This window comes from Mesorhizobium sp. M1D.F.Ca.ET.043.01.1.1 (assembly GCF_003952385.1).
Taxonomy (GTDB): domain Bacteria; phylum Pseudomonadota; class Alphaproteobacteria; order Rhizobiales; family Rhizobiaceae; genus Mesorhizobium.
In genome coordinates this window covers 1,715,974-1,738,683 of sequence record NZ_CP034444.1, presented here as the reverse complement: position 1 = coordinate 1,738,683, position 22,710 = coordinate 1,715,974, and the positions used below count along the sequence as shown (strand labels likewise).

At 60.1% G+C, this 22,710-nt stretch carries 21 protein-coding genes and 4 pseudogenes; 12 read left to right on the top strand and 13 right to left on the bottom strand.

Going from position 1 to position 22,710, the window contains the following annotated elements:
- The first annotated feature begins 200 nt into the window (after positions 1-200).
- The 5 genes and pseudogenes from EJ067_RS08620 (at position 201) to EJ067_RS35760 (ending at position 1,537) form a co-directional block, all read left to right on the top strand.
- A pseudogene (locus tag EJ067_RS08620) lies at positions 201-490 on the top strand (plasmid stabilization protein).
- A complete protein-coding gene (locus EJ067_RS08615; RefSeq protein ID WP_126085564.1) occupies positions 487-684 on the top strand; it encodes a hypothetical protein in 198 nt (65 codons plus the stop codon). The pseudogene EJ067_RS08620 and the gene EJ067_RS08615 overlap by 4 nt, the downstream one beginning before the upstream one ends.
- Positions 685-741: 57 nt before the next feature.
- A pseudogene (locus tag EJ067_RS35770) lies at positions 742-945 on the top strand (Ku protein); the annotation flags it as partial.
- Positions 946-1,037: 92 nt separating this feature from the next.
- Entirely contained in the window at positions 1,038-1,334 is a 297-nt protein-coding gene (locus EJ067_RS35765) for a Ku protein (protein WP_348639520.1), read from the top strand.
- Positions 1,331-1,537, top strand: coding sequence for a hypothetical protein (locus EJ067_RS35760; protein ID WP_348639519.1), 207 nt, complete (start codon positions 1,331-1,333; stop codon positions 1,535-1,537). Before EJ067_RS35765 ends, EJ067_RS35760 begins: the two co-directional genes overlap by 4 nt.
- Positions 1,538-2,259: 722 nt before the next feature.
- Here the strand turns inward: EJ067_RS35760 and EJ067_RS08605 are convergent.
- Positions 2,260-2,715 carry a hypothetical protein gene (locus tag EJ067_RS08605; protein WP_126085563.1) on the bottom strand — a complete coding sequence of 152 codons (456 nt, stop codon included), beginning with the start codon at positions 2,713-2,715 and terminating at the stop codon, positions 2,260-2,262.
- Positions 2,716-3,186: 471 nt separating this feature from the next.
- On the opposite strand from EJ067_RS08605, the gene EJ067_RS08600 reads away from it, so the two are divergent.
- Positions 3,187-4,398, top strand: coding sequence for an FAD-binding oxidoreductase (locus tag EJ067_RS08600; protein WP_126085562.1), 1,212 nt, complete (start codon positions 3,187-3,189; stop codon positions 4,396-4,398).
- A 541-nt stretch (positions 4,399-4,939) separates the two neighbouring features.
- Positions 4,940-5,548: a cysteine hydrolase gene (locus tag EJ067_RS08595; RefSeq protein WP_126085561.1), complete on the top strand. Its 609-nt coding sequence runs from the start codon at positions 4,940-4,942 to the stop codon at positions 5,546-5,548.
- 337 nt (positions 5,549-5,885) lie between these two features.
- On the opposite strand, the gene EJ067_RS08590 is transcribed toward EJ067_RS08595, so the two are convergent.
- The 4 genes from EJ067_RS08590 to EJ067_RS08575 all read right to left on the bottom strand — a co-directional run bounded on the left by EJ067_RS08590 (position 5,886) and on the right by EJ067_RS08575 (position 9,209).
- Positions 5,886-7,217 (bottom strand): sorbosone dehydrogenase family protein, encoded by a 1,332-nt coding sequence (locus EJ067_RS08590; RefSeq protein ID WP_126085560.1) that lies wholly within the window; start codon positions 7,215-7,217, stop codon positions 5,886-5,888.
- 495 nt (positions 7,218-7,712) lie between these two features.
- Positions 7,713-8,330 (bottom strand): methyltransferase domain-containing protein, encoded by a 618-nt coding sequence (locus tag EJ067_RS08585; protein WP_126085559.1) that lies wholly within the window; start codon positions 8,328-8,330, stop codon positions 7,713-7,715.
- Between the two features lie 118 nt (positions 8,331-8,448).
- Positions 8,449-8,766 carry a YMGG-like glycine zipper-containing protein gene (locus EJ067_RS08580; RefSeq protein ID WP_067327946.1) on the bottom strand — a complete coding sequence of 106 codons (318 nt, stop codon included), beginning with the start codon at positions 8,764-8,766 and terminating at the stop codon, positions 8,449-8,451.
- A 167-nt stretch (positions 8,767-8,933) separates the two neighbouring features.
- Positions 8,934-9,209, bottom strand: a complete 276-nt coding sequence (locus tag EJ067_RS08575; protein WP_245468220.1) for a type II toxin-antitoxin system HicB family antitoxin — start codon at positions 9,207-9,209, stop codon at positions 8,934-8,936.
- Between the two features lie 77 nt (positions 9,210-9,286).
- Here EJ067_RS08575 and EJ067_RS08570 point away from each other — a divergent pair, with 77 nt between their 5' ends.
- Entirely contained in the window at positions 9,287-10,855 is a 1,569-nt protein-coding gene (locus tag EJ067_RS08570) for a recombinase family protein (protein ID WP_126085558.1), read from the top strand.
- On the top strand, positions 10,846-11,682 hold the full coding sequence (locus tag EJ067_RS08565; RefSeq protein ID WP_245468219.1) for a plasmid partitioning protein RepB C-terminal domain-containing protein: 837 nt from the start codon (positions 10,846-10,848) through the stop codon (positions 11,680-11,682). The genes EJ067_RS08570 and EJ067_RS08565 overlap by 10 nt, the downstream gene beginning before the upstream one ends.
- A 183-nt stretch (positions 11,683-11,865) precedes the next feature.
- Here the strand turns inward: EJ067_RS08565 and EJ067_RS08560 are convergent, their stop codons facing one another.
- The gene (locus EJ067_RS08560) at positions 11,866-12,267 is read right to left on the bottom strand and encodes a substrate-binding domain-containing protein (RefSeq protein WP_126085557.1); all 402 of its coding nucleotides are present in this window, start codon (positions 12,265-12,267) and stop codon (positions 11,866-11,868) included.
- A gap of 403 nt (positions 12,268-12,670) precedes the next feature.
- Here EJ067_RS08560 and EJ067_RS08555 point away from each other — a divergent pair, with 403 nt between their 5' ends.
- Both EJ067_RS08555 and EJ067_RS08550 read left to right on the top strand, forming a co-directional pair.
- The gene (locus EJ067_RS08555; protein ID WP_245468218.1) at positions 12,671-13,066 is read left to right on the top strand and encodes a hypothetical protein; all 396 of its coding nucleotides are present in this window, start codon (positions 12,671-12,673) and stop codon (positions 13,064-13,066) included.
- 227 nt (positions 13,067-13,293) lie between these two features.
- Entirely contained in the window at positions 13,294-13,494 is a 201-nt protein-coding gene (locus EJ067_RS08550) for a hypothetical protein (protein WP_126085556.1), read from the top strand.
- Between the two features lie 33 nt (positions 13,495-13,527).
- Here the strand turns inward: EJ067_RS08550 and EJ067_RS08545 are convergent, their stop codons facing one another.
- Both EJ067_RS08545 and EJ067_RS08540 read right to left on the bottom strand, forming a co-directional pair.
- On the bottom strand, positions 13,528-14,250 hold the full coding sequence (locus EJ067_RS08545) for a phytochelatin synthase family protein (protein WP_126085555.1): 723 nt from the start codon (positions 14,248-14,250) through the stop codon (positions 13,528-13,530).
- Between the two features lie 484 nt (positions 14,251-14,734).
- Positions 14,735-14,983 (bottom strand): DUF1127 domain-containing protein, encoded by a 249-nt coding sequence (locus EJ067_RS08540; RefSeq protein ID WP_126085554.1) that lies wholly within the window; start codon positions 14,981-14,983, stop codon positions 14,735-14,737.
- A 169-nt stretch (positions 14,984-15,152) separates the two neighbouring features.
- On the opposite strand from EJ067_RS08540, the pseudogene EJ067_RS08530 reads away from it, so the two are divergent.
- Positions 15,153-17,146: pseudogene (locus tag EJ067_RS08530) on the top strand (BTAD domain-containing putative transcriptional regulator).
- Between the two features lie 218 nt (positions 17,147-17,364).
- Here EJ067_RS08530 and EJ067_RS08525 read toward each other — a convergent pair.
- The 5 genes and pseudogenes from EJ067_RS08525 to EJ067_RS08505 form a co-directional block, all read right to left on the bottom strand.
- Entirely contained in the window at positions 17,365-18,438 is a 1,074-nt protein-coding gene (locus EJ067_RS08525; protein ID WP_126085551.1) for an AMP-binding protein, read from the bottom strand.
- 143 nt (positions 18,439-18,581) lie between these two features.
- A pseudogene (locus tag EJ067_RS08520) lies at positions 18,582-19,628 on the bottom strand (cytochrome b N-terminal domain-containing protein); the annotation flags it as partial.
- 17 nt (positions 19,629-19,645) lie between these two features.
- Positions 19,646-20,071, bottom strand: a complete 426-nt coding sequence (locus EJ067_RS08515; protein ID WP_245468217.1) for a hypothetical protein — start codon at positions 20,069-20,071, stop codon at positions 19,646-19,648.
- 730 nt (positions 20,072-20,801) lie between these two features.
- Positions 20,802-21,098: a hypothetical protein gene (locus tag EJ067_RS08510; RefSeq protein WP_126085549.1), complete on the bottom strand. Its 297-nt coding sequence runs from the start codon at positions 21,096-21,098 to the stop codon at positions 20,802-20,804.
- 73 nt (positions 21,099-21,171) lie between these two features.
- Complete coding sequence (locus EJ067_RS08505) at positions 21,172-22,692, bottom strand: adenylate/guanylate cyclase domain-containing protein (protein WP_189510494.1); 1,521 nt, start codon at positions 22,690-22,692, stop codon at positions 21,172-21,174.
- Positions 22,693-22,710 lie beyond the last annotated feature (18 nt).

Genomic DNA, 22,710 nt, shown 5'->3' with positions numbered 1-22,710 from the left:
ACGCCGCGCCACGGTGCCCAGGCACCATCGATCAAAAACCGCGCTGGGAGGGCGCCCCGGAAAACCGGCCTCCGGGCTATCTGCCTGCCAAAGACGATCCGGACGAAGATCGCGATGCCGCCGGCGAAAACCTCAAGGACCCCGACAAACGCGATCTCGGAGATGCGCTGAAAACGAAACGAAACAAATAGGAGGCTTTCATGCCACGCGGCGACAAGTCGAAATACACCGACAAGCAGGAACGCAACGCCGACCATATTGCGAGAGGCGTGGCGTCTCCGAGAAGGAAGCTGAGCGGCGCGCCTGGGTGACCGTCAACAAGGACGATGCTGGTGGCAAGAAGGAAGACGGCTCCGGCCGCGGCAAGCATACCGGAAATCCAGCCGCGCATAAGGGCGGAAGGAAGGGTGGCGCTGCCTCAGCCAATCGCTCTGCCGCCGAAGGCTCGGCGTCAGCAAAGAAGGCCGCGAGAACAAGGGCGCATCGATGATGATCATGCTTCCCACTGACGTCGCCGCAGACCCAGCCCTCGTCAGCGACGCTGCAGTCATCGCCGAACGAAACAGGTACGTCGCGATCCTCCAACGGCGTGCGCGGTCGTTCGAACACCGAAAGCTGCTCAATCTCTCACGAGCGCTGACTGCTGTAGCCGAAGAGATCGACGGACGAGCCGTCGGCCGATGAGACGTGCGTCGGGGCAAAGGCTGCCGACGCCTTCGTTTGCAAGCACGAGGAATAGCCATGGCAGCGCCACGAGCGGTTTGGAAAGGCTTCCTGAAGGTCGGATCGGTCGCGTGCGGCGTGAAGCTGGTCGGGGCAACCAGCGAATCCTCAAAGATACACTTCAAGATTCTCAACCGGGAAGACGGCCCTCCGGTGAAGAGCGCCTATGTTGACGAAGAGACCGGGGACGTCGTCGATTCGGAAGATCAGATCAAGGGCTACGAGGTTGAGAAAGGTGACTTCATCGAGATCGAGCCCGCCGAAATCAAGAAGCTGAAGCTGACCCTGCCCATACGCTGGAAGTCGAGGAATTTGTGGCTCTCGACGAAATCAACACCCGCTATCTCGAGAAACCCTACTACGTCATTCCCACCGATGGCGCCGCCGTCGAAGCCTTTTCCGTCTTGCGTGAGGCAATTGCGAAAAAGCGGGTTGCGGCCGGGTCCTGCGTGGTGCTCTACCAGCGCGGCCGCGAGGTCGTCATCCAGCCCTTCGGACAAGGAATGCTGCTGACCGAATTGCGCACCCACAACGAGATGATCTCGGAACGCAGCGTCTTCAAAGACCTGAAAAGCACCAAATACGACAAGATCTGCTTGACAAGAAGGTGACGAAATTCGATCCCTCGAAATTAGAGGACACTTACGAAGACGCGCTGATTGCGATGATTGATGCCAAGCGCAAGGGCAAGAAGCCTCCGAAGCCGGCGCCAAAGCCGAAGGAGAACGTTATCGATCTGGCATCGGTGCTCCGCAAGAGCCTTGCCAAGGAAGGCATCAAGGAGCATCCCAAGGCTCGCCGGAAATCGGCATAGTCACTCTCCTTCGCTGGAACTTTAGCCATTTCCAATGGTTGCATACGAGTGTACGGGCCGCCGCTTGGCTCTTGCGTAAGCAACATCAACTGGCCCGCGCTATACGACCTTCAGTGTGGCGCGGGTTTTTCTATGACCTATCGCTACCCCAGTGTGGAACGAACCGGTCGTCGAGACATGTCGATTGCGGTGCCACCGCGGGCTCCATTGCCTTCAAATAGACCATTGCTTCAACGGATGAGCCGCCAGCTTCAGGGGCCACATCTATAAGAACGCGAAAATTTTGTCGGGCGTAGCCTGCGGATAGTCAGACGCTCTAGCGATTGGAAGACCTTGCGAGAAGATGAACGCGCCTGCACCCAAGCCTGGCAAAGTGCGGTCTCTACAATAAAGCCGTGGCTGGATAGCCCGGCTATTGCCTAATCAAGTGACACAGGATTTGGCAGACCGGGCTATCCAGCGAGTTTTGGCCCGCATTCACATTCTGCATCCGACCGGACCAGCAAGGAAAGCCCGCCGCCTATTGTGGGGACGTTGGCGACGGGCTTTTGCTGCTTGAAGCGGCCACATCCTGAAGGAAATCGACCGCTTGGTGGGTCAATTCACAGCAGCGTTCTCGGTTCCAATTTTGATAAGCAAATTTCAAAATGAGATATGCAGCGTTGGATGCCGAGATCGGAGCGTCCGGGAAACCTCGAAAGCAGGCGCAACCGCAGCTCCGGCTATCCCCTGAAAAAGCGAATTGCTGGCCAACCGGCGATCGTCTCCCGCAGTTTGCTGAAAAGCTTTCCATCTTCGTTGGCGGCGGCACGGACCTGCACGGCAACCCAACCGGCTTTCATGGTGGCGCCGACATGACAATGACAAACGACGGCATGCAACTGCCAATCCGATAGCTCGAAGAAGCGTCTCGCCTCGCCATAGGTGTCGCTCTTCAGACCCTGCGAGCGCAAGATTGGATCCGCGAACGCGATGCTCAGCGGAGATTCGGGACATTGCGCTTTGTCTCGTACATCCAGTCGCATGTACTCGGTGCCGGGCAGCGCTCCGAGGCACCGTTCTGGATCGCGCTCGAGAAGTGCGGCCCAGCGTTCCAATCGCTGGCTCCGCGTCATCGCCGGGCAGGCTGCATCGACCTCCGCGACCGCATTTAGTTCTTCGCGTGTTTGGTGTTTCATTGGCCGTCTCCTGTTGGCCAGCCGCTCTGCCTGCTGCAAAGCCGCCACAGGTCGGAGTAGCCCATTTCGTCCCTATGGCGCTCGAAACCTCCATTTCATCGGAAAGTTCCACCGCCACAAAAATATGTTTCAGAGAAGCCATTTCATTTCTTGGCACCGTGGCGGCGTGGCTCCCGTGCATGTGAAGAGCAACCTCTGGATCCGGCCACGCGAAACCTTCGCGTATTCGTCCTGTCGAGGTTCCGCGACAGGGACTGCGTTGAGGAAGCTTCCGCATGGAAAATAATCAACGGCAGCAATAGCCGGCCACCCTGTCCTTTGCTGGATCCCGATCGCCTGTGTTGGCGGCACCTTGCTTGTCTATTGGGTGACGGCTGAAATGAGGGGGCGAACTTTTCTGCCTGGCTCGCTCCTCACGGTAGATGGAACGGCAAGGCTTTGGCTGACTTATGGTAAGGAAGCCGGGGTTTCATGCAGCGTAAGCTTGATCTCAAAAGCGGCACTCCTGTCTGGTCTGCCTACCGATCGCCGTCCGTTCCCGGGGGCCGGCTAGTGCGCGACGTGAAGGCCGACGTGCTGATCGTCGGCATGGGTATCGGCGGCGCTGCAATGGCCGAAGCGCTGACGCGCGACGGCCTTTCCGTCATCTGCATCGACAGGCGTGGGCCTTTGCAAGGATCGACGGCCGCAACGACTGCATTGGTACAGTTCGAAATCGATCAACCGTTGACGAAGCTGTCGAAGATGATCGGCGGCGTTGCTGCCGGGCAGGCATGGCGGCGTTCGCGGCTTGCTCTGTTCAATCTTCAAGGGCGGATAGCGGAACTCGGCATCCGCTGCAGCCAGGTGAGCACTCGGTCGCTGTATCTAGCTGGCACTACGCTGGATCCAACGGACTTGCGAAAGGAAGCTGAGGCACGTCGGCGAACGGGCATCGGCGCATCGTTTCTAACCCGTGGGACGTTGCGGGATGAATTCGGCATAGATCGCGGCGGCGCCATTCTCAGCCATGATAATCTGGCGCTCGATCCGAGAAAACTTGGTGCAGGCCTGTTGTTGGCCGCGCTCAACAGAAAGGCGCGCCTCTACGCTCCGGCCGAGGCGATGGTGATCGAGCACAATCGCCTTGGGATAGCCGTTGTCACGCGCGAGGGGCCCACAATTACAGCCCGCCATCTCGTTCTGACGACGGGCTATGAGCTGCTCGATGTCGTGCCGGCCGTCAGCCACAAAGTCGTTTCGACATGGGCGATCGCGACCCGGCCACAACCTCCAAAGATCTGGCCGGGCGCTGCCATAATCTGGGAAGCCTCCGACCCGTATCTTTATGTCCGCGCGACGCCCGATGGGCGAGTGATTTGCGGCGGCGAGGACGAGGATTTCACCGATGAAGAGCGTCGTAACGCACTAACGGACAAAAAGGCAGTTCAGCTCTCAAAGAAGCTCGAGCGGATTTTCCCGTTGCTGGACACCAGAGTGGAGTTCGCCTGGACGGGATCGTTTGGCGCGATAGGCACAGGGCTGCCGACCATCGGTGCATTACCCGACCATCCTCGCATACATGCGGTGATGGGCTATGGCGGCAATGGCATTCTCTTTTCACAGATCGCTTCTGAGATCGTCTCGGCGTCGATCAAGGGCGCAGAAGATACGGATGCGGGACTGTTCGCGTTCAAGGCGTGATTCCGGGATGATGGCCGACGCGATCACCGCCTCATGGGCGAGGGCGCTTTGTTCGCGGTCTCGTCGATTAGTTCGAATGTGCATTGGCGCGGCTCCTTCCCGGCCGCCACTGTAAGAGCTTGATTCCGTGCCGGAAGCGCTCGCCAGTGACGTGGTCGAAGCGAACAGCCATTCCATTTCGGTCCATACTTCAGGTGGGCAACAGCATTCTGGTCAATCGCTTCGACGGCGTCGGCAACCCGACGCCAACTTTCAACATAGATTATCCGATCTTGTCTGTCGGGCCGGCATGAGCCCACGATAAGCACGCTCACGGCTTCGATCCTGCATTTGCTCTTGCATCTAGCCGGGAGTGTCCCCGGTTCCCTACGCTGCGCGGCTAGCAATCCTTCCAGGGTCGGCGATCTGCCATAGCCTTCGCAGGAACGAACGTCGGTGCGTCGCGTTTGTCGGCAGGTAGGCACCTAACGGGCAACGCGATGGTCAAAGTTGAACGCCGGCAACCAGCCGCCGCTCTGGTCGCGCGGGCGAGGGCCTTCTGATGTCTGCGCGGGGACTGGCTTACGGTCCGTTGGGTGACCGGTGCATGCATCTTTGCGTCGACATGCAGCGCCTCTTTGCCGAACCATCGCCTTGGGCGACGCCTTGGATCACCCGTGTCCTGCCGCGGATCGAAAGTCTTGTCGAACGACGCGCCGCCCAGACCGTGTTTACCCGCTTCCTGCCGGCACACAAACCAGACCAGGGCATCGGCACCTGGAAGCGCTACTATCAACGTTGGGCGTCGATGACGCTGGGGGAGATTGGCTTCGAAATGGCCGATCTTTTGCCCTCGCTGGCCCGGCACTGTCCACCGGCGGCCATTATCGACAAACACATCTACTCGCCTTGGTTCGAGGGCAAGCTCACGACTCTTCTGAGGGAGCGGAAGATTGACACCTTGGTGATCACCGGCGGCGAGACTGACGTATGTGTGCTAGCCACCGTGTTGGGAGCCATCGACTTCGGCTTCCGTGTGGTGTTGGTGACCGACGCGCTATGCAGCTCGTCTGACGCCACGCATGATGCGCTGCTGACGGTCTATCACCAGCGGTTTGCACAGCAGGTGGAAACGGTGGAAATGGAGACGATCCTGTCAAGCTGGACTTGATGGGAAGCTGGAATTCCGCCCGCCGAGCTGATGCGAAACGGCTGGACACGTCAGTGCTTCGTCAAGCGACCGCAATATCGGCGAAAGACGTGTCGACTGAGCACGATGGCGCTTCGAGCGTCCAGAGGACTCCTTGCCTGTCAATGCAGTTGTCCGGTACTGCCGAGTACCTGACGCGTAACCGACCACAGGTCCAAAAACCGCGTCGCATGAGCCCCCCGGGGCTCGGTCCGCCCAGTTCGCGCTAGGTCAGGCGAAAGGGCAAGTGCCGTCAGCAACACATATCACACCCCATTCGATTTCGAACCATCAAAGGGAGCCAGAAAGACACTGGCGCTTAACGCCCCTTCGCTCGGCTGACCCGCCAGATGACATTACCAACATCGTCGGCAACGAGCAGCGCGCCAGCCCGATCGACAGCAACGCCGACCGGACGACCCATCGCCTTGCCATCGGGTCCGAGGAAGCCGGTGAGCACATCCTTCGGGGGGCCGCTCGGTCTACCACCACGGAACGGCACGAAGATCACCTTATAACCGCTGTGCACGCTTCTGTTCCATGAGCCGTGTTGGCCAACGAAGGCACCGTTGCCGTAGGCCGTGCCGAGCGACGCGCGGCTGGAGAAAGCCAGTCCCAGTGAGGCGGTATGGGAGCCCAGCGCATAGTCGGGCTTGACCGCCACCGCCACAAGATCAGGGCGCGGCGGCTTGACGCGTTCGTCGACGTTCTGCCCATAATAGCTGTAGGGCCAGCCATAGAAAGCGCCGTTGCGAACTGAGGTGATGTAATCAGGTACGAGATCGTCGCCAATCTCGTCACGCTCGTTTACGGCGACCCAAAGCTCGCCGGTTTCAGGATTCCAGGAGAGCCCGTTCGGGTTGCGCAGCCCGGACGCGAAAACCCGGGTGCTGCGGCTGGACCGATCCACCTCAAGGACGGCGGCGCGGTTTTTCTCCGCGGCGATGCCATTTTCTCCAGCGTTGCTGTTGGAGCCAACCGTGACATAGAGTTTGCGTCCGTCCGGACTTGCGATCACGTCCTTGGTCCAATGATGGTTGATGTCTCCGGCCGGCAAGTCGACGATCTTTTCCGGCGGCGCGGTTACTCGGGTCTGGCCGTTGGAGTAGGGGAAAGCGACGAGCGCGTCGGTGTCGGCGACATAGAGCTTGCCTTTGGACAGCGTCATGCCGAAGGGCGAATTGAGGCCTTCCACGAAAATTCTGCGCACATCCGCAACGCCGTCGCCATTGGTGTCGCGCAGGAGCGTGATCCGATTGGCGCTTTTGGTCGCGGCGCCCGCTCGCCTCATAGCGAGGCCCATGAAGACCTTTCTGAGGCTAAAGCCTTCGTCATGCTTGGCAGGGGCATTCGTTTCGGCGACAAGCACGTCGCCGTTCGGCAGCACATGCAGCCAGCGCGGATGGTCGAGGCCGGTGGCGAAGGCGTTCACCGTCAACCCCTTGGCAGGGACGGGCATGCCGCCTTTCTGCCAGCCTGTTGCCTCCGCGATGTTGACGGTCGGGATCAGCGTAGGTGTCGGTTTCGGCAGGGTGGGGTTGGGGCCATAGCCGGTTATTGCCACCGTTTTCTGAGCTGGAACGCCAGCGCAGCTCACTATGATGGTTCCCAATACGGCTATGATCAAGTTTCGCGGGAAACCGGCATGCATCGAACGTCCTCCGCTCGGATTTGCGTGCTCTTTGGTAAACGCAAGTCAGCGGCTTATTATTCCAATTGCTATAAACCAGCAGCCTTTCTGGGATCGGGCGGCAGAAGATGACAATCCTCGCCTCGCCAACAAGGGCGATTATATATTTGACAAACCCTGTTCATAAAATTGTTCGGAACCGAATGCCGCCCTGCAATTGTCTGCACAGGCGGCCATCATGCACTCCCACTAAGCCGCCAGCACCTTATAGTGCTTGTCCATCGAACCCCACTTCGGGCCGACCGGACCCTACGGCCACAGCATTCCCTCGACATGCTCGAATGCGGCGGCTTCGCCTCGGCGCTCTTTCGCCGCGGCTCCTCCGTGGCGCTGCCAACTATCCGCTGGCGCATGAACCTGAACCGGAGGCGCTAGGATGACAGGTCCTTTCAAGCTATCGGCGGAAGTGGCGACGTGGCTGGAGGGCCAAGTCAACAATGACTTGGGGTCGCGAATTTAGGCCTTCTTAGCGAACGCCCACACCATCAGCGGGTATTCCTCGTCGTTGCTCAGGTCCCGCCAAATCCCATAAGCCCGCACCGGACCGCCGATATGCGCCTTGGCGCAGGCCTTGTTGCCCCAGCCGTAGGCTTGCACGTCATCTTCGGCGAAGCCGCCCTCGACCATCACCTGCTTTAGGCCCGCGGGAGTCCAGCGGTTGTAGTCGTGCGGGCGGGCATGCACCCGAAACAGAAAGGGCGTCGCCACCATTGCCCAGCCGCCGGGCCTGGTCATCGCGTGGATGTTGGCGGCAGCCGCCAGCGGGCGCTGCACATGCTCCAGCACCTGGTCGGCGATGACGATCGAGTACTGCTCCTCGGTGCGATCCTTGCAGATGTCGAAGTCGGGGAAGTCGAGTGAGCGGTAGTTGGGGCACATAGCCTTCCAATAGCGGTTCCAGCCCGGCGAGATCTCGATCACGTCGCGCGACTTGCGGTTGGCCACTTCGAGGAAGGTCGTGAAGGCTTCGATCTGGCGGATGCGCAGCCAGTTGCGGCTGTCGTAGCCGATCAACCGCTTCACCGCTTGCTTGCTTCGGGATTTTAGGGTGCTGGCAAGGCTCGTCGTCGTCAAATCGACCTCCTCCGCAGCCCACCGCAAAAATGGTTCTACATCGAGAAGTGTGCAAAAGGATGACGGACTGTGGGAGACGGCGCAGAACACGCCGTCTCCCGCATTTAAGACCCAGAGGTCAATAATCGCCGTTGTAGTAGCGATCGTCGCACGGCGCAGTGTAGATGCGGCCGTATCGATCCTGGTAGCGGCAGAGCTGCTCGCCGCGGCGCTGCGGCGTGGTGGCCGAGCCGACGACGGCGCCGAGCAGCGCGCCGCTCGCAGCGCCGATCACCGTGCTCTTGGTGTTGCCGCCGATCGCCTGGCCGACCAGCGCGCCGCCGGCGCCGCCGATCAGCGCGCCTGTGGTGGCGCGCTGCTGGCCCTCGGTCTGCGTCTCGCATCCGGCAAGTGCTGCTGTCATCAGGACCGCCACGAAAACCTTCTTGATCATCATCTCCAGAACTCCTTCGAAGCCCCAAAGACCAAAAGAAACAGGGGCGTACCCGGCCGCAGTGGGCCCGCATTGCGGCGGAACGGCGGCGCGCCTTCTCACGAACTGAGTCACGGTTTCCCGGCAGTTGAAGGGCATGGTTTCCAAAGCGCAAACTCGCCGCTCCCGCGTTACCGAATGGGCTGCAGCGGAACCAGGATAGTCGTGAGCGCGCTATGATCGCTGCTAGCCTGCACCTGATCGAGTGAGGAAGGCCCCCGGAATGGTGTGCCATCCTCCATGATACCGGCGACGTGTAACGCAAGTGCCTGTTTAGCGAGCGCACGCGTTTCGCTTATGGTTGCACCGGCGGTGATGACGCCCGGAAAGTCGGGAAAGGATACGCCGTAGTCGCTTTCGGTTTCTTTGTGAATTAACCCGACGTATTGAAGCACGGGATTCGACATAAACTGGATTGGAATTGCTAACCAACTCGCAGGTCGACAATGGCAATCTTAAAGCATCGATACGATGGCGCAACGCGATGGACAAGGTTGCAACCGTCCGCAACGCAGGCAGGCGCATTGTGCGCGCGGCCCAGTATCTGCGTATGTCGAAAGAGCACCAGACCTACTCGATCGACAACCAAAAAGATGCCATCCGCAACTATGCCGATATCATGGGCTACGACATCGTCGCCACCTACGAGGATGCCGGTCGCAGCGGTCTAAACCTGGGCGGTCGCCCCGGCCTTCAGCAGATGCTGGCCGATGTGGAGAGTGGGCGAGCCGAGTTCGAAACGGTCGTGGTTTATGATGTCAGCCGCTGGGGACGCTTCCAGAACATCGATGAAAGCGCCGCCTACGAATACCGTTGCCAGATGGCCGGCGTGCGGATCGAATTTTGCGCCGAGCAATTCGCAAACGACGGCAGCGTCGGCTCCGATGTGCTCAAGGCCATCAAACGCAGCATGGCGGCCGAGCACAGCCGCATGCTCTCGCAAAAGACGTTCATAGGCCAGGCGAGGCTGATCCGGCTGGGGTTCCGACAGGGCGGTAAGCCGGGGCTCGGCTTAAGACGCCAGATTATGGACCATTCGGGACGTCCCAAACTTATTCTCTCCGAGCACGAGCAAAAGAGCGTGCACACCGACAGAACGATCTTGGTGCCCGGGCCGCCCGAAGAGGTTGCAACGGTTCGGTGGATCTTCCGTCAGTTCGTCAAAACGCACATGAGGGAGCTTGAGATGGCAAGGCTGCTGAACAAGCGCGGCGTGCTGACGGACCTTGGGCGACCATGGAAGCGGGAAACTGTGCGTGGAGTTCTGACCAATGAAAAATACGTTGGCACCAATGTTTGGAACAAGCGCTCCCGCAAGCTCAAAGCAAAAGCAGTGAACAATCCTCCTGAACAGTGGGTGCGAGCGGAAGGCGCATTTGAGCCCATTGTTGACCGCAAGCTGTTTGAACGGGCGCAAGTCATCCACAAAACGCTCTATTCGCATATGAGCGTGACCAACGAAGAGATGCTGGCTGCATTGAAAAAGGTCCTGGCGCGCCGGGGCGCTTTGTCTACCTCCATCATTGACGCTGCGCCAGATTGCCCCGCAGCCAGCCTGTATCATCATCGCTTCGGAAGCCTCCTGAAGTCCTATGAATTGATTGGATATCAGCCGCCCAGGAACTGGCAGTTTGTTACCTCGAAAAAGCGACTGGCGTCGGTCCGTACACAGGCGATAGAGGACCTACTGGCCGCGATCGGAAGGGCTGGCGGAAAGGCGGCTTACGACAGAGAAAGCGACGTGTTCCGGATCAACGACGAGTTCACTGTTGCGATCGAAATCGCGCGTTGCTGCGCTTCCGACTACGGATATCCCTTCTGGTCTCTTGACACCCAGCGCCAGTCGCTGGCCGACATTTTCACATTGATCAGGATGAGCCCGGGTGACCTTGTTATTCGAGACTATCTGATTGCCCCTATGTCTGAGATCATCGGAAAATCGGAATTGCGCGCTCACAATGGAGCACAATTGGACACCTATCTTTTTCCCACGCTCACGCCACTTACCAGGCTGGCAGAGCGAGCAAGTGCGGAGAACATATTGTGGGCGTGAAGCGTCAGATGACCCGCCAAGCCGCCTACAAAGTTTTGCACGACAGCGACCAGAGACACGCCCGCAATATTGCTGCTGATCAACCGGGGTCAAAGGAGAAGCTCTTCGCGCCGAAGCTCTTGGCAGCCTATGAGGCGGAGTGCAAACGCAAGCGCGATTTTATAAATGAAACAGTGGAAGCAGAACAGCGCTTGGGCCGTCTGATCGAAGCGCTTCGCTTGGTAATGAGTGATAAAAGGTTTCGCTCATTGCTGGCATCCGAGGGGCTTGCCACGATGCCAAAACCCTTTGCACAGAGGTTGCAAGAAACGACATTCGAACCGGGAGCAGCAACGCGAGCCAGCGAGCCCCTTCCTAGTAGGAACGCAGGCCGCCAACCTGTCAGCGGGATTTGCCCGGACGTCCTCGACGTCCTCCAAGACTGCCCTGTAAGGGTGAAAATCTTCGGCTTGCTGCGGCATGTGCTCCCCGCCAGGCAATTGGAAATTGCCCGACTGATGGTTGCGATGGAGCGGGTCACGTTCACATACGCAAAGATCCTTGTCGCTTTTACGCCGCGTGCGCTGCTGGTCGAGGGTTTCTATCCAGCGATGATTGCTAACGTGTCTGAAGATCAACTGGGCGCGATGACGCCGGAACTTGGCAGGCTAAGCAGTGAGTTTCTGAGCGCTGTGGAGCGACGTGGCTCTGTGAGCCTGGAACTGTTGGCAGCCGGCCGCTATTTTGACCGGCTGATGGATAATTCCAAGGTTGTGCGCTACCTGGCCTACAACTTCCCGGGCCAATTCGAAGAGTTCCACAGCTTGTCGATTCACGCCCCCAAATGAGTGGATTGCTATCACCATGACACGTCCTGCCGGCCGTACGGCTCATAGCGGCTGGATTACGAAGCGACGGCAGGTTTGCGCCGCATGTCGGGCGTAGAGGACAGCTTCGCAGCTTCCTAAAACCAGACCTTGCCGGCGATCACGCTGGAGGTTGTGGATCCACAAATTGTTGTAAGTGTTCGCCTAGCCACGGGGTCGAGCGGTCGAGGCGCGGACCACGAGCTCGACAGGCATGACGATTTGCTTGGGAGGGCCGTTCGCGAAAACCATGGCCGCAGCAAGCCGTCCCTTCTGGACAATATTCTGCGCTACGGTCGAGAGGGGCGGCGTGGTTCGTGCCGCTTCTGCGGTTCCATCGAAGCCCACCACCGACACGTGTTCGGGAATGTTTATGCCGCGACGAACCGCTTCGTCGAGAACGGTGATTGCCTGCCAGTCGGACATGGTCAGGATTGCCGTTGCCTCTGGAGCCCGATCGAAAACGACCGCCCCGGCGGAAGGGTCGCCGGGAATGGTTTCAATGATTGGGACGGCTGCCTGGGAGGAGAGTATGACTGCGACCAAAGGCGCTTCGACCTCGCTCATCGGGGAGACTTTCGAATGCGCATTTGGTTCCTTCGTGCCACGGCTGGCGGTTTTGTCGCCGACGGAATTGCGCGTGCGGGCCAACAATCGGCACTACTGAGATCGACGAGGTGGTTCATAGCGATCTGACGGATATCCGCCCGGGTGTCTTCATCATGAGTTGGACCGAGCAGAGCGGTAACTTCGTCGTGCAAGTTCAGGATCACGAGAACCAGGTCGTTCACAATTATGCTCGGCTGGCGAACGGGCAGGTTTTCTGCACGCAGGGCGCGATTCAACCTGTGCCGGCGGTTTGAGATTGACCGCTGTTAAGGCGGCGTGACCTCACGCCGTTCAGGTCGAAACCGACAAGGTCGAGACGGATCGGCCCATCAAAACATGGGTGGCACTGATGGAGGAAAACATGGCAATCACGACCGCTAGCATCAACCAGATCGATCCAGCTGAATGGGATCCAGCGCTCGATGCGGTTGCGGCCGCGCCGGCAAATCACAAGGTCATCTTCGAGAACGCCAATTTGCGCGTGCTTGAGGTTACGCTGCAGGCTGACGAGGAAGAACCGGTACACCACCACCGCTGGCCTTCTGTCTTCGTCTTCGACTCCGTTGGCGGGCCGATCCATGATATTTCGCCGGACGGCGCCGTCTTGCCAGACAATCGTGACGTGATCCGGGCGATCGAAGCATGGGATGGAAAGGGGTGCCTGGTTGTCCATCCGATGGCCCCGCAGCCGGCCGGACGAGTGCTCAACAAGAGCGGCAAACTCGTCCATGGTATCCGGATCGAGATGAAGTGCTAGTGCGACAGCCTCCGCGCTCAGGGGCCGCCTTCGGCTAGAAGCCCGGGAAACCAAACCGCTTTGCGGGCAATCACGGTCGTTCGGAGTAGTAACACCGCCCCCGAAAAAGCGGACGTTCACTTTGGCTAGCGCCGCATCTATGACAAAGATCACTCCGATTACGATCGCGATGTCGATACGCGAGACTCGTTCCCCCGGAACTGCAATCGCACAGGGCAGTAGGCGAAGTGAAGATCAACGAGAACAGATACGCGTTGAAGGTGGCGACGCGCACCCTCTCCACTTCCTCCGCGCTGGTGCCGCTGATTGGCCCGGCAATCAGGGTGACAATGAACAAGCTAAACCGGGCCAAGACCTGCTCCGGCGAGACAGGCGCCTGGAATGAACCTCAAGCAATTGATCGCCGATCGTCGCCTCTCATCGCCTAGAGTTGTTCAACAGAAGCGGCCAGTTCAGCTGAACTACTGTCCCGAAGGCGACGATATCAGCACATATCCGCGGGTTTTGTTCTCATTGTCGCTGTCGACCGTGTTCATCGCTGCGAACAGGTCGGCTGTCTTCACCCATACCGGCGGGTATTTGTAACGAGCGACATCGAGGATCAGGAACCTGTCCGCCTTCTCGTCATAAGCGGCCAGCGGGGATATATGCCCGCCCTTCTCCTGGCCCATTGCCTTGCGCAGATAGTTGACGATGACAAAATGTCCGGGTTTGGAAAGGAAGGAACTGGCCTGGGTCCGAAACTGCTCAGGACTGGCGTCCGACGCATGGCGGACCTCGGCCTTGACCGGCTGCGTGGAAAGAATGGCCCCGATCTGGTCGAGCGTCATTCCCTGCTTGTCCAGGACCTGGCGAGGAAGAATGGCCTCGGTCCGCTCGTTCAGGGCATTATCCTGTGTGAACGTTTTGTAGGGTTCGTATTCGGGCACAGCAGGCGCCGCAACGTTGAGCGCGTTCAGCACCATGACGATGCTTGCCACGCCGCAATAGGACTGCGTCTTTTGCGTGAGAAAGTTGCTCGCGAGAGGGAAATAGGCTTCCTTCGCCGTGCTCTCGACAAGAAAGCTCTCTCCGGCAGGGGAACTGAACCCCGTCAGATTGTCCGGAAGCTTCAGCGTCTCCGAGAAGGCGCTGGGTGCGGCCAAAAGGAATATCAGCAAGAGCGAATACAAGCGCGCATACATGGTGATCCTCCGCCCGAATAAGATGGCATCGAGGAATGTATCAGCTTGTCGATGCCGTGGCACGTTCGAGTTCGATGCCGCGGCCCCCAAGCCTCGCAACCCAATCCCGACTCCGATGCCGAAACCGGCGCTCCAGATTACGGACGGAGCTTGTCAGGGATCTCACCGCGCGCCCTCCATGGGAAGGCAAATGTCGGCAAGGTCAAGTCCTAAAGAGACTGCGCAGGCGAAGCCATAGCCGAGGGCGATTGACCGGCGGTTCGGCGCCTGTCTCGCCGGGTGCTGGCTCGCTGGGCGGCAGCAGATAGAGCCAGGCCAGCATCTCATTGGCCTCGCCGCAGGATGGCCCTGCAATGCCGGCCGAAAGGATGCTCAACGCTTCCCCCCGCGAAAGTGTCGTGGGTGCAATCGGCGTGTCAGCCCTCACATGCATGATTGCTTTCCATGATTGGGTTTTCGAGCGACGCGAGATAGGTGGCGAACCTCATCTCATGGACATCAGGTCTGTCATGAGGCCGACCCCGACCCTGACGACGAACTTCGGCGCAAAGGGCTCCGGACAGCCAATATCCCTCAACTGATCGGGCGTCAGGTCTGCTAATGCCCTGCGTCCTGCAATAGTGCGACGCCATGCCATGAAGGCAGCGGCCGCCGCTGCCATGCTGCTTGATGTCATCCCAAGCGGCTGGTGTTTCGACGCGCGGGTCTCCGCGTGAGCTTCCGTATGAGCCATTTTGCTCTCCCGTTCCAGATTACGGTCGAAGCTTGTCACACACGCGATTTGCGGCTGTTCAGCCGGGCGTGAACCATTGCGGCAAGTCCGCAGGGCCGCCGTTAAATCCGTGTTAAATCGACTGGCGAAGATGCTATTCTGCCGGCGCGTTCGAACTTCGGAGGGCATCGTGCGCATCCGGTTGCTTGGCGGCCTCGAAGTGACTTCCGCAGACGGCCAGCCCGTCCGCTTCGCCACGCGCAAATCCGCGCTTCTCTTTGCTGCCCTGGTCCTGGCAGGCCGCCGGGGCCACCATCGCGAACGGCTTGCCGAAGGATTTTGGCCGGGACGCGGCGATGCGCAGTCACGCAACAGCCTCCGCCAGGCGCTTGCCGACATCAGGCGCTGGTTTCCCGCCGGCGGCGATGCGGCCATTTCCATCGAGGGGGATCAGGAAACGGTCGCGCTGAGGGCCGGTCCGGACGAAGCGGATATCTGGCTCTTCGAGCGCAAGCTCGCCGAAAGCGGAACGGCGGACCTCGCCCTCGCCGCCGAACTCTACCGTGGCGACGTGCTTGCAGGCGAGGTCATTCCCGATGGCCTGGATGAATGGTTCAGCCCGCATCAGGTCAGATACCGGCAGAAGGCGCTGCAACTGGTGGAACGCCTTAGCCTCGCGCTGCCCGATGCCGGAACAATGGATGAAGCGTCCTGCGAACGGCTCGCGGAAAGACTGCTCGCCTCGGACCCGACCGCGGAGGCGGCCCATCGGGCGTTGATGCGAATCCACGCCGCCCGGGGTCACGAAATGCGGCCCGGCGCCAGTTCGAGTCCTGCCGAGCACTGCTGAGGAAGCATCTGGACGTGGAGCCGGAGGCGCAGACCAACGCACTGGCGGCGTCGCTGCAAACGCGAAGCGGAAATCGCCCGATCGCGTCGACGCACGACACCGCCCAGCCGGCCCAGCCTGTCGCCACGCCGGCGAGGCCGCATGACCAGCCGTCGGTGGCGGTGATGCCTTTCGACAATCTCGGCGGAGCGGATGACGAGTATTTTGCCGACGGCGTCGTCGAGGAGATCACCGCCGCGCTTTCACGCGTCCGCAACTTCTTCGTCATCGCGCGCCAGTCCGCCTTCACCTACAAGGGGCGCTTCGCCGACGTGCGCGAAGTCGGGCGGGAGCTCGGCGTCAACTACGTCGTCGAAGGCACTGTGCGGCGGGGCGGGGACCGTCTGCGCATTTCCGTGCAGCTGGTCGATGCCGACACGCGGACACAATTGTGGTCCGAGCGCTACGAGGGCGCGACCGAGGACGTTTTCGAGTTCCAGGACAGGATCGCAGCGCAGGTGGCCGGCGCCATCCATCCAGCCATCCGCGGTGCCGAGATCGAGCTGGCCAGACGCAAGCCGCCGGCCAGCCTCAGGGCCTATGACCTCGTCATGCGCGCCTACCCGAACATTTGGGGGCGCCGCAAGGACGCCAACGACCTGGCAATAGAGCTACTCCGGAAAGCGATCGCCATCGATCCTGCCTATGGCCGCGCCCATGCGCTTCTGGCGTGGTGCTACGCTTCGAACGCCGTGTTTCTGTGGGCCGAGCACCCTGAAAGCGAGCTGGAAAAGGCGCTCGCCGCAGTTGAGGCTGCCGGCTCGATCGGCGACGATCCTACCGCATTGGCCGCCGCCGGTTGGGCATTGAGCATGTGCGGCGAGCAGGAGCGCGCAGCCACCTTCATCGAAAGGGCACTCGCGCTCGATCCGAACAATGCGTGGGCATGGGCGCGCCGTGGCTGGATCGCGATCTACAAGAACGAAGCCGCCTTGGCCCTGGACCGGTTCCATCGGGCGATGACGCTGAGCCCGATGGATCCGTTCGCATTCGCCGTGAGATTGGGAACGGGCTACGCCTTGGCCAAGACCGGCTCTCTTTCCCAGGCCGTTACGATCGCCCGCGAGATCATCGCGGCCCATCCTGACATCGTCATTCCCTATCGATACCTGGCCGCCTGGTCGGCGATGGACGGCGATCTGGAGACTGCCCGCTGGGCCGCGCAAAAGCTGCTCACCGTTCAGCCGGACTTCACGATAGAGCGATTCCGGTCGCTGCCTGTCTTCCACAACACCCCGGCATGGGCAAACCAGGTGGCCGAAGGCTTGAAGCTGGCGGGATTGCCCGAGCGCTGATCGCAAGGAGCGATCGTAGGATACTGCCGGAGAAGGCGAAGGATTTCGGCTTGGTGAAGCTGGCGATGAAGGCGCGGCGCATCGCGTCCCGCCGCTTCACTTCCGTGGCGCCGCCTTGATTGGTGCGCCGGCGCCCAAAACCATCTTCACGCCGAGCCAGATCAGATAGAGCGTGCCCACCACCTGGATCGCCGTCTGTAGCCACTCGAAATGCGCGTCTAGCGCGACGCCGGGGGTTCTGCCGAAACCTGTTGTTGAAGAGCCTTCCAGTCAGTCTTGCCCGTAGCGGTGCGCGGCAACGCATCCCTGAATTCGATCAGTCGGGGAATCTTGTAGGCGGAAAGATTTTCGCGGCACCAGCAGGTCAGCTCTTCCGCCATCCCGTCGCGACTAACGGCGGCCTTCAGGACGATGATCGCACGCACCATCTCGCCTTGCCGCAAGTCATCGGCGGCAACTACGCAAGCTTCCGCGACATCCGGATGCAGCATGATCACCTGCTCCACTTCCGCCGGCCACACCTTGAGGCCGGAGACATTGATCATCCGCTTGCGACGGTCGGTGATGAAATAATATCCGTCCTCGTCGACATGACCGATGTCGCCCGTCCTGAAGTAGCGTCGCCCATCGATTTGAAGATGCGACCGGTTCGTCTCATCCTCCCTGCCGAAATAGCCGCTAAAGAGTTGCGCGCCGGCGACGACCAATTCGCCTTCTTCGCCAACCGGCAAAGGCAAATCCGTCTCTGTCGAAATGACAAAAGCATCGACGCCCTCAACCAGGCGGCCGATCGAGCCCGGCCGTGGCGCCCCCGCGCGATTCATGTGCGTCGCGCCCATTGCTTCCGTCATGCCAAATCCTTCTTGGTAGTCCAGGCTGGTGATCTCGCGGATTCGCGCATGTAATCCGAGCGGTACCGCGGCGCCGCCCCCGCCGATCGCGTTCAGACTCGAGAGATCGAAGGCCCCGATGTTTGGAAGCTCGACGAAGTCCCTGATCATCGTTGCGATGCTTCGCCATCGCGTGACTCGATGTGTTTCGATCAATTGCGCCGCGGCCGCCGCATTCCATTTCTCAGCTAGGACCAATGTCGCGCCGGCATCGAGCGGGACGTTCATCGAGGTCTGCATGCCTGTCACGTGATAGAGGGGTAACGTCACCAGCACGACATCGGCCGCCGCAATTCCGACCGCCGCTCTCACGCTGGAGATTGCCGACTGTATGCCGCCATGCGTGTGGACACACCCCTTCGGCACGCCGGTCGTGCCGGACGTATAGGCGATCAGGGCCATCGCGCTCCCGTCGCGGTTCACGGGCGCCGGCGTCCCGCCGTCTTGCGTGGCGTGCGTCCAGTTTGCCCATTGCCGCCGCAGGTCGCCCGGTCCGCCGGCGGCCACCGATTGGTCGACAAGAATGCCGCCGCGCAGTTTGCGCAGAAGAACCTGTACCAGGGCCTGTAAACCGCCGATCGCACCTTTGAAGTGTCGAGCCAGGGCACTAAGAATAGAACAGCGATTGAGCTGAACATCGCGAGCACCCCGCCGAGTTTGGAATTGATCGGTCCGACGTTGAAGGTTATGGCGCGCAGGATTGCGTAGAACGGCAGGAAGTACCATTCCGGCACGATGTGAGCAGGTGTCTTCAGCGGATTTGCGGTCGCGTAGTTGTCGGGATGGCCGAGAAAATTTGGAAGATAGAAGACGAAATAGGCAAAAAAGAATAGGAACACGATAATACCGAACGCGTCCTTTACGGTAGCGTACGGCGTGAAGTCCACAACGTCTGTCTTTGATTTCACCTCAATGCCGGTAGGATTGTTCTGGCCGACTACGTGAAGCGCCCAGATGTGCAATGTCACCACGCCGACCAGCAAAAACGGTAGCAGGTAATGCAGCGCAAAGAAGCGGTTCAGCGTTGGATTGCCGACTGCATAGCCGCCGAGCAGCAATTGCTGGATCCAGTCGCCGACCAGGGGAATGGCGCTGAAGAACCCAGTGATGACAGTGGCGCCCCAGTAACTCATCTGGCCCCAGGGCAGCACGTAGCCAATGAAGGCCGTCGCCATCATCACCAGCAAGTTGGTACAGCCGAGCACCCACAGAAGCTGTCGCGGTGATTTATACGAACCATAATAGAGCCCGCGGCAGATGTGGATGTAAACTGCGATGAAGAAGAACGAGGCGCCATTCGAATGCAGCGATCTCAGCAGCCAGCCCGAGTTGACATCGCGCACGATCTTTTCGACTGAATCGAAGGCGAGGGTGGTGTCGGCCGCGTAGTGCATGGCCAGCACGATGCCGGTCAATATCTGCGATACCAGCATGATCGTGAGAATGCCGCCGAACGTATAAGCGTAATTCAGGTTGCGGGGGACGGGATAGACGATGAAGGAGCTATGCACCAACCGCGGCAGCGGTAGGCGGGCGTCGAACCAGCGTTCGATACCGGTCGTTGGCTTGTAGGTTGAGGGTCCCTCACGCATCTTAATGTCCCTCTGCCCTAGCCCATGCAGATCTTGGTGCCGGAAATGAATTGGAACACCGGCACCGGCATGTTCTCAGGTGACGGTCCTTTTCGGACACGGCTGACGGTGTCGTATTGCGACCTGTGGCACGGACAGAGCCAGCCACAATCCGTGCTTCCTTCCCGCGTGGTGCCTTTGGCATCGATCACCAGCGCATCAGCCGGCAGATTGGCGTTTCGGGCAATCGGGTCCTTGAGGTCGGCCAGATTGGGCGCCCCGCTGTCCTTCCGCTCTTTTTCGGTGCGGTTGCGCACGACGATCGGGGCCGAGGCGAGCAATGCGTGCTCGACGGGATCGCGTTTGACTTCAGAAGGTTCGGTCATGGGTGCGGACTCCTGTTGCTGGAAAGGCTGTTCCATCGCGCCGGCAGTCGAGCAAAGTGACGCTGCGACCGTCGACATTCGAGTTTCCAGGGAGCGAACCATGCCGGCCTTGGCGGGATGTGCGCCATCACGCCAAGGGCATGTGCGTTCAATACTCTAGTTGATGTTCCAGGGCGAAGGACTGGCCGGATAGCGAGCACGCCATGCATGGTGACAGGGGGTGGATAGTCCCAGCTGACATTTCCTCATGGCGGGCGTCATGCGCGCCACAATCAAACAAGCAGTTGTTCACTTCTATTCATACCTCGGCATAGGCATGCCTGCCCATCGGCGTCGTAGCCGTCCTCCGTCTAGGCACTCGCTTCCAGCGCGGGAAAGGCCATGCTCTTACAAGTGCCGACTGGACAATGAAGCCGACCGCTAGCCTTCAGGACTTTATTGCTCACGGGGAGAGCCGATATGAAAATTGTGGTCATCGGCGGTTCGCATTACTCAAGAGTGAGCACCGTCAAGAAGTTGCAGCGTAAGGGTCACGTGGTTGAAGCGGCGCCCTCGCGTGCAAGTATCGAAAATTTCACTACGGACTATCGCGATGCAGGTTACGCTGGGCAATATCTGAGGCGTCGCCTCCTGTATTTGGTGTGGATAATTCATGAATTGTGGCGCAAGAGACGCTGGAGGCGCAGCAAGTTTTGGGTTCGATTCTAGGGTGCTTGAAGCGCCGCATTGAGCGTCCGCGTTAAAAGGAATTCACGCCTGGAACCTGCCTGTCCGCTTTCGGCCCCATTGTTGCCCTGCACTCGGCAGCCTACGGAAAGAGCTCGAAGTGCTCGACTTGAGCAGACTCGATCAACTCGGCTTCATCGCCATGATAAATCGCGTTATTCCAGTCTGGCCCGATAGCGGCCTTCACCGACTCCAGGCCATCCCAGACCATCACCATGCAGAACGTCCTGCCCGCACTCTCCGCAGGTGGCTTACCGGGGTAAAAGGCGATGAGGCCCGCCTGCTTCCTCAGCCAGGGAATAGAAAGCGACTCAACACGCTCCTGCCAGACACGCTGCTTTCCAGCAAAGACCGTGCCGCGATAAATGCGGATAATCATGGCGATACCTCCTTACGGTGCCTTCGTGCGAACAGAATGCGCCCCCTCGATCATGCAGACTGTCGCTTGCCGTCTACGGCGACTTGCATCCGAGCAACCGGACCGGCTTCTCAAGTTTGGCGAGGTCCTCAGACTTGGCACAGCGTGGAAAGCCGGCGAGGCTCATCGTTTCGATCAGCCGGTTCCGCTGTACCTCGGTGAAGGGGAGGTTGGCGATTATTCCCTCTATGCTCAAGTCCGGATACTTCTGGAGGGTGAACGCGACAAGCGTCCGCGCCTCATCCGTCCGGCCCAGAGCTGCAAGCGCGGCAGCTCGAAACGTCCCCACCCAGCGATCGTAATTGTCAGGGCCGAGCCGGTCCGTCATGCGCAGGGCGTCCTCGTAGCGGGCGGCCCAGAAGTAGGCGACGTTGAGCGGACGGGTGCTCCACATCGGGAAGTTCGGGTTCAGGCTGATCGCCCTGTCGGCCAATTCGGCGCCGCGTTCGGGCTCGCCGAACATGGCCGACCAAGTAACGTAGAAGGTCAGGATCTCGAACTCGTTCGGCGCCATGCTGAGGGCCGTGTCGAACTCCGCCTTCGCCTTCGCCAGATCGGCGCTCTCGGCCAGGGTAATCGCGCGGACCACATGGGCCTCTGCGTCACCCGGGTCGAGCGTGACCGCGCGCATCGCAGCATCGGCAGCCAGCTTTTGGTTCCGCAGGGGCTCCACCCCGAAGCCGGCAAGGACCTTGTGGGCGTGCGAAAGCTCGATCCAAGCCCGGGCGAGGGAGGGATCAAGCTCCAGCGACCGTGTGAGAAGCCGGATCGCCTCTTCCAGATCGTCGCGATTGACCCGCTCGAGCCGCTCGGTGCCGAGAAGGTAGAGCTCGTAGGCGTTGAGGTTCGCTGGCGGCTTGCGATGCGCCTCCCGGCGGCCCGCCTCTTGAATCAGGCCAGCGCCACCGCCGAGCCGGTTCGAGACCTGCTCGGCGATATCGGTCTGAATCGCGAAAAAGTCGTTTTCGGGCCGATCCCACCGGTCCGACCAGATGTGCTTGCCGGTCGCAGATTCAACAAGTTGCGCCGTGATGCGCACGCGATCGGCCTGGCGCTGGATCGAGCCCTCGACGATGAAGGCAGCGTTGAGAGCCGCCCCCACTTCTTTCGTGTTAGACGTCTTTTCCTTGTAGGCTGCGGTCGTATTACTAGCTATCACCCGAAATTCTGGAAATCGGGCAAGGTCAGTGATGATGTCCTCGGTCAGGCCGTCAGCCAGCCGCTGCTGGTCCGCATCACCACCGATCATCCCAAATGGCAGCACCGCAACGGAGGGCAGAACTGCCCCGGCGCCACTCTCATCGGCGCGATGATTAAAGCCCCAGAGGAGTCCTGCCGCAAACAAGGCAATGGCAAGAGCTATGATGGCCGGCGACCGGCTACGGCCTGTCGGTTCGATCGGCCATTCCGCGGCGTCAATTGCGAGTCTGTACCCGCGTTTTGGCACTACCTTGAGAGCCATCTGGTTCTTATCGCGCAGTGCCCGGCGGATATCACCGATGCATTGCACCAAGCTGTCGTCGGTTACTGCAATGCCAGGCCATATCGCTTGCATGAGCTCGTCTTTTGTGAC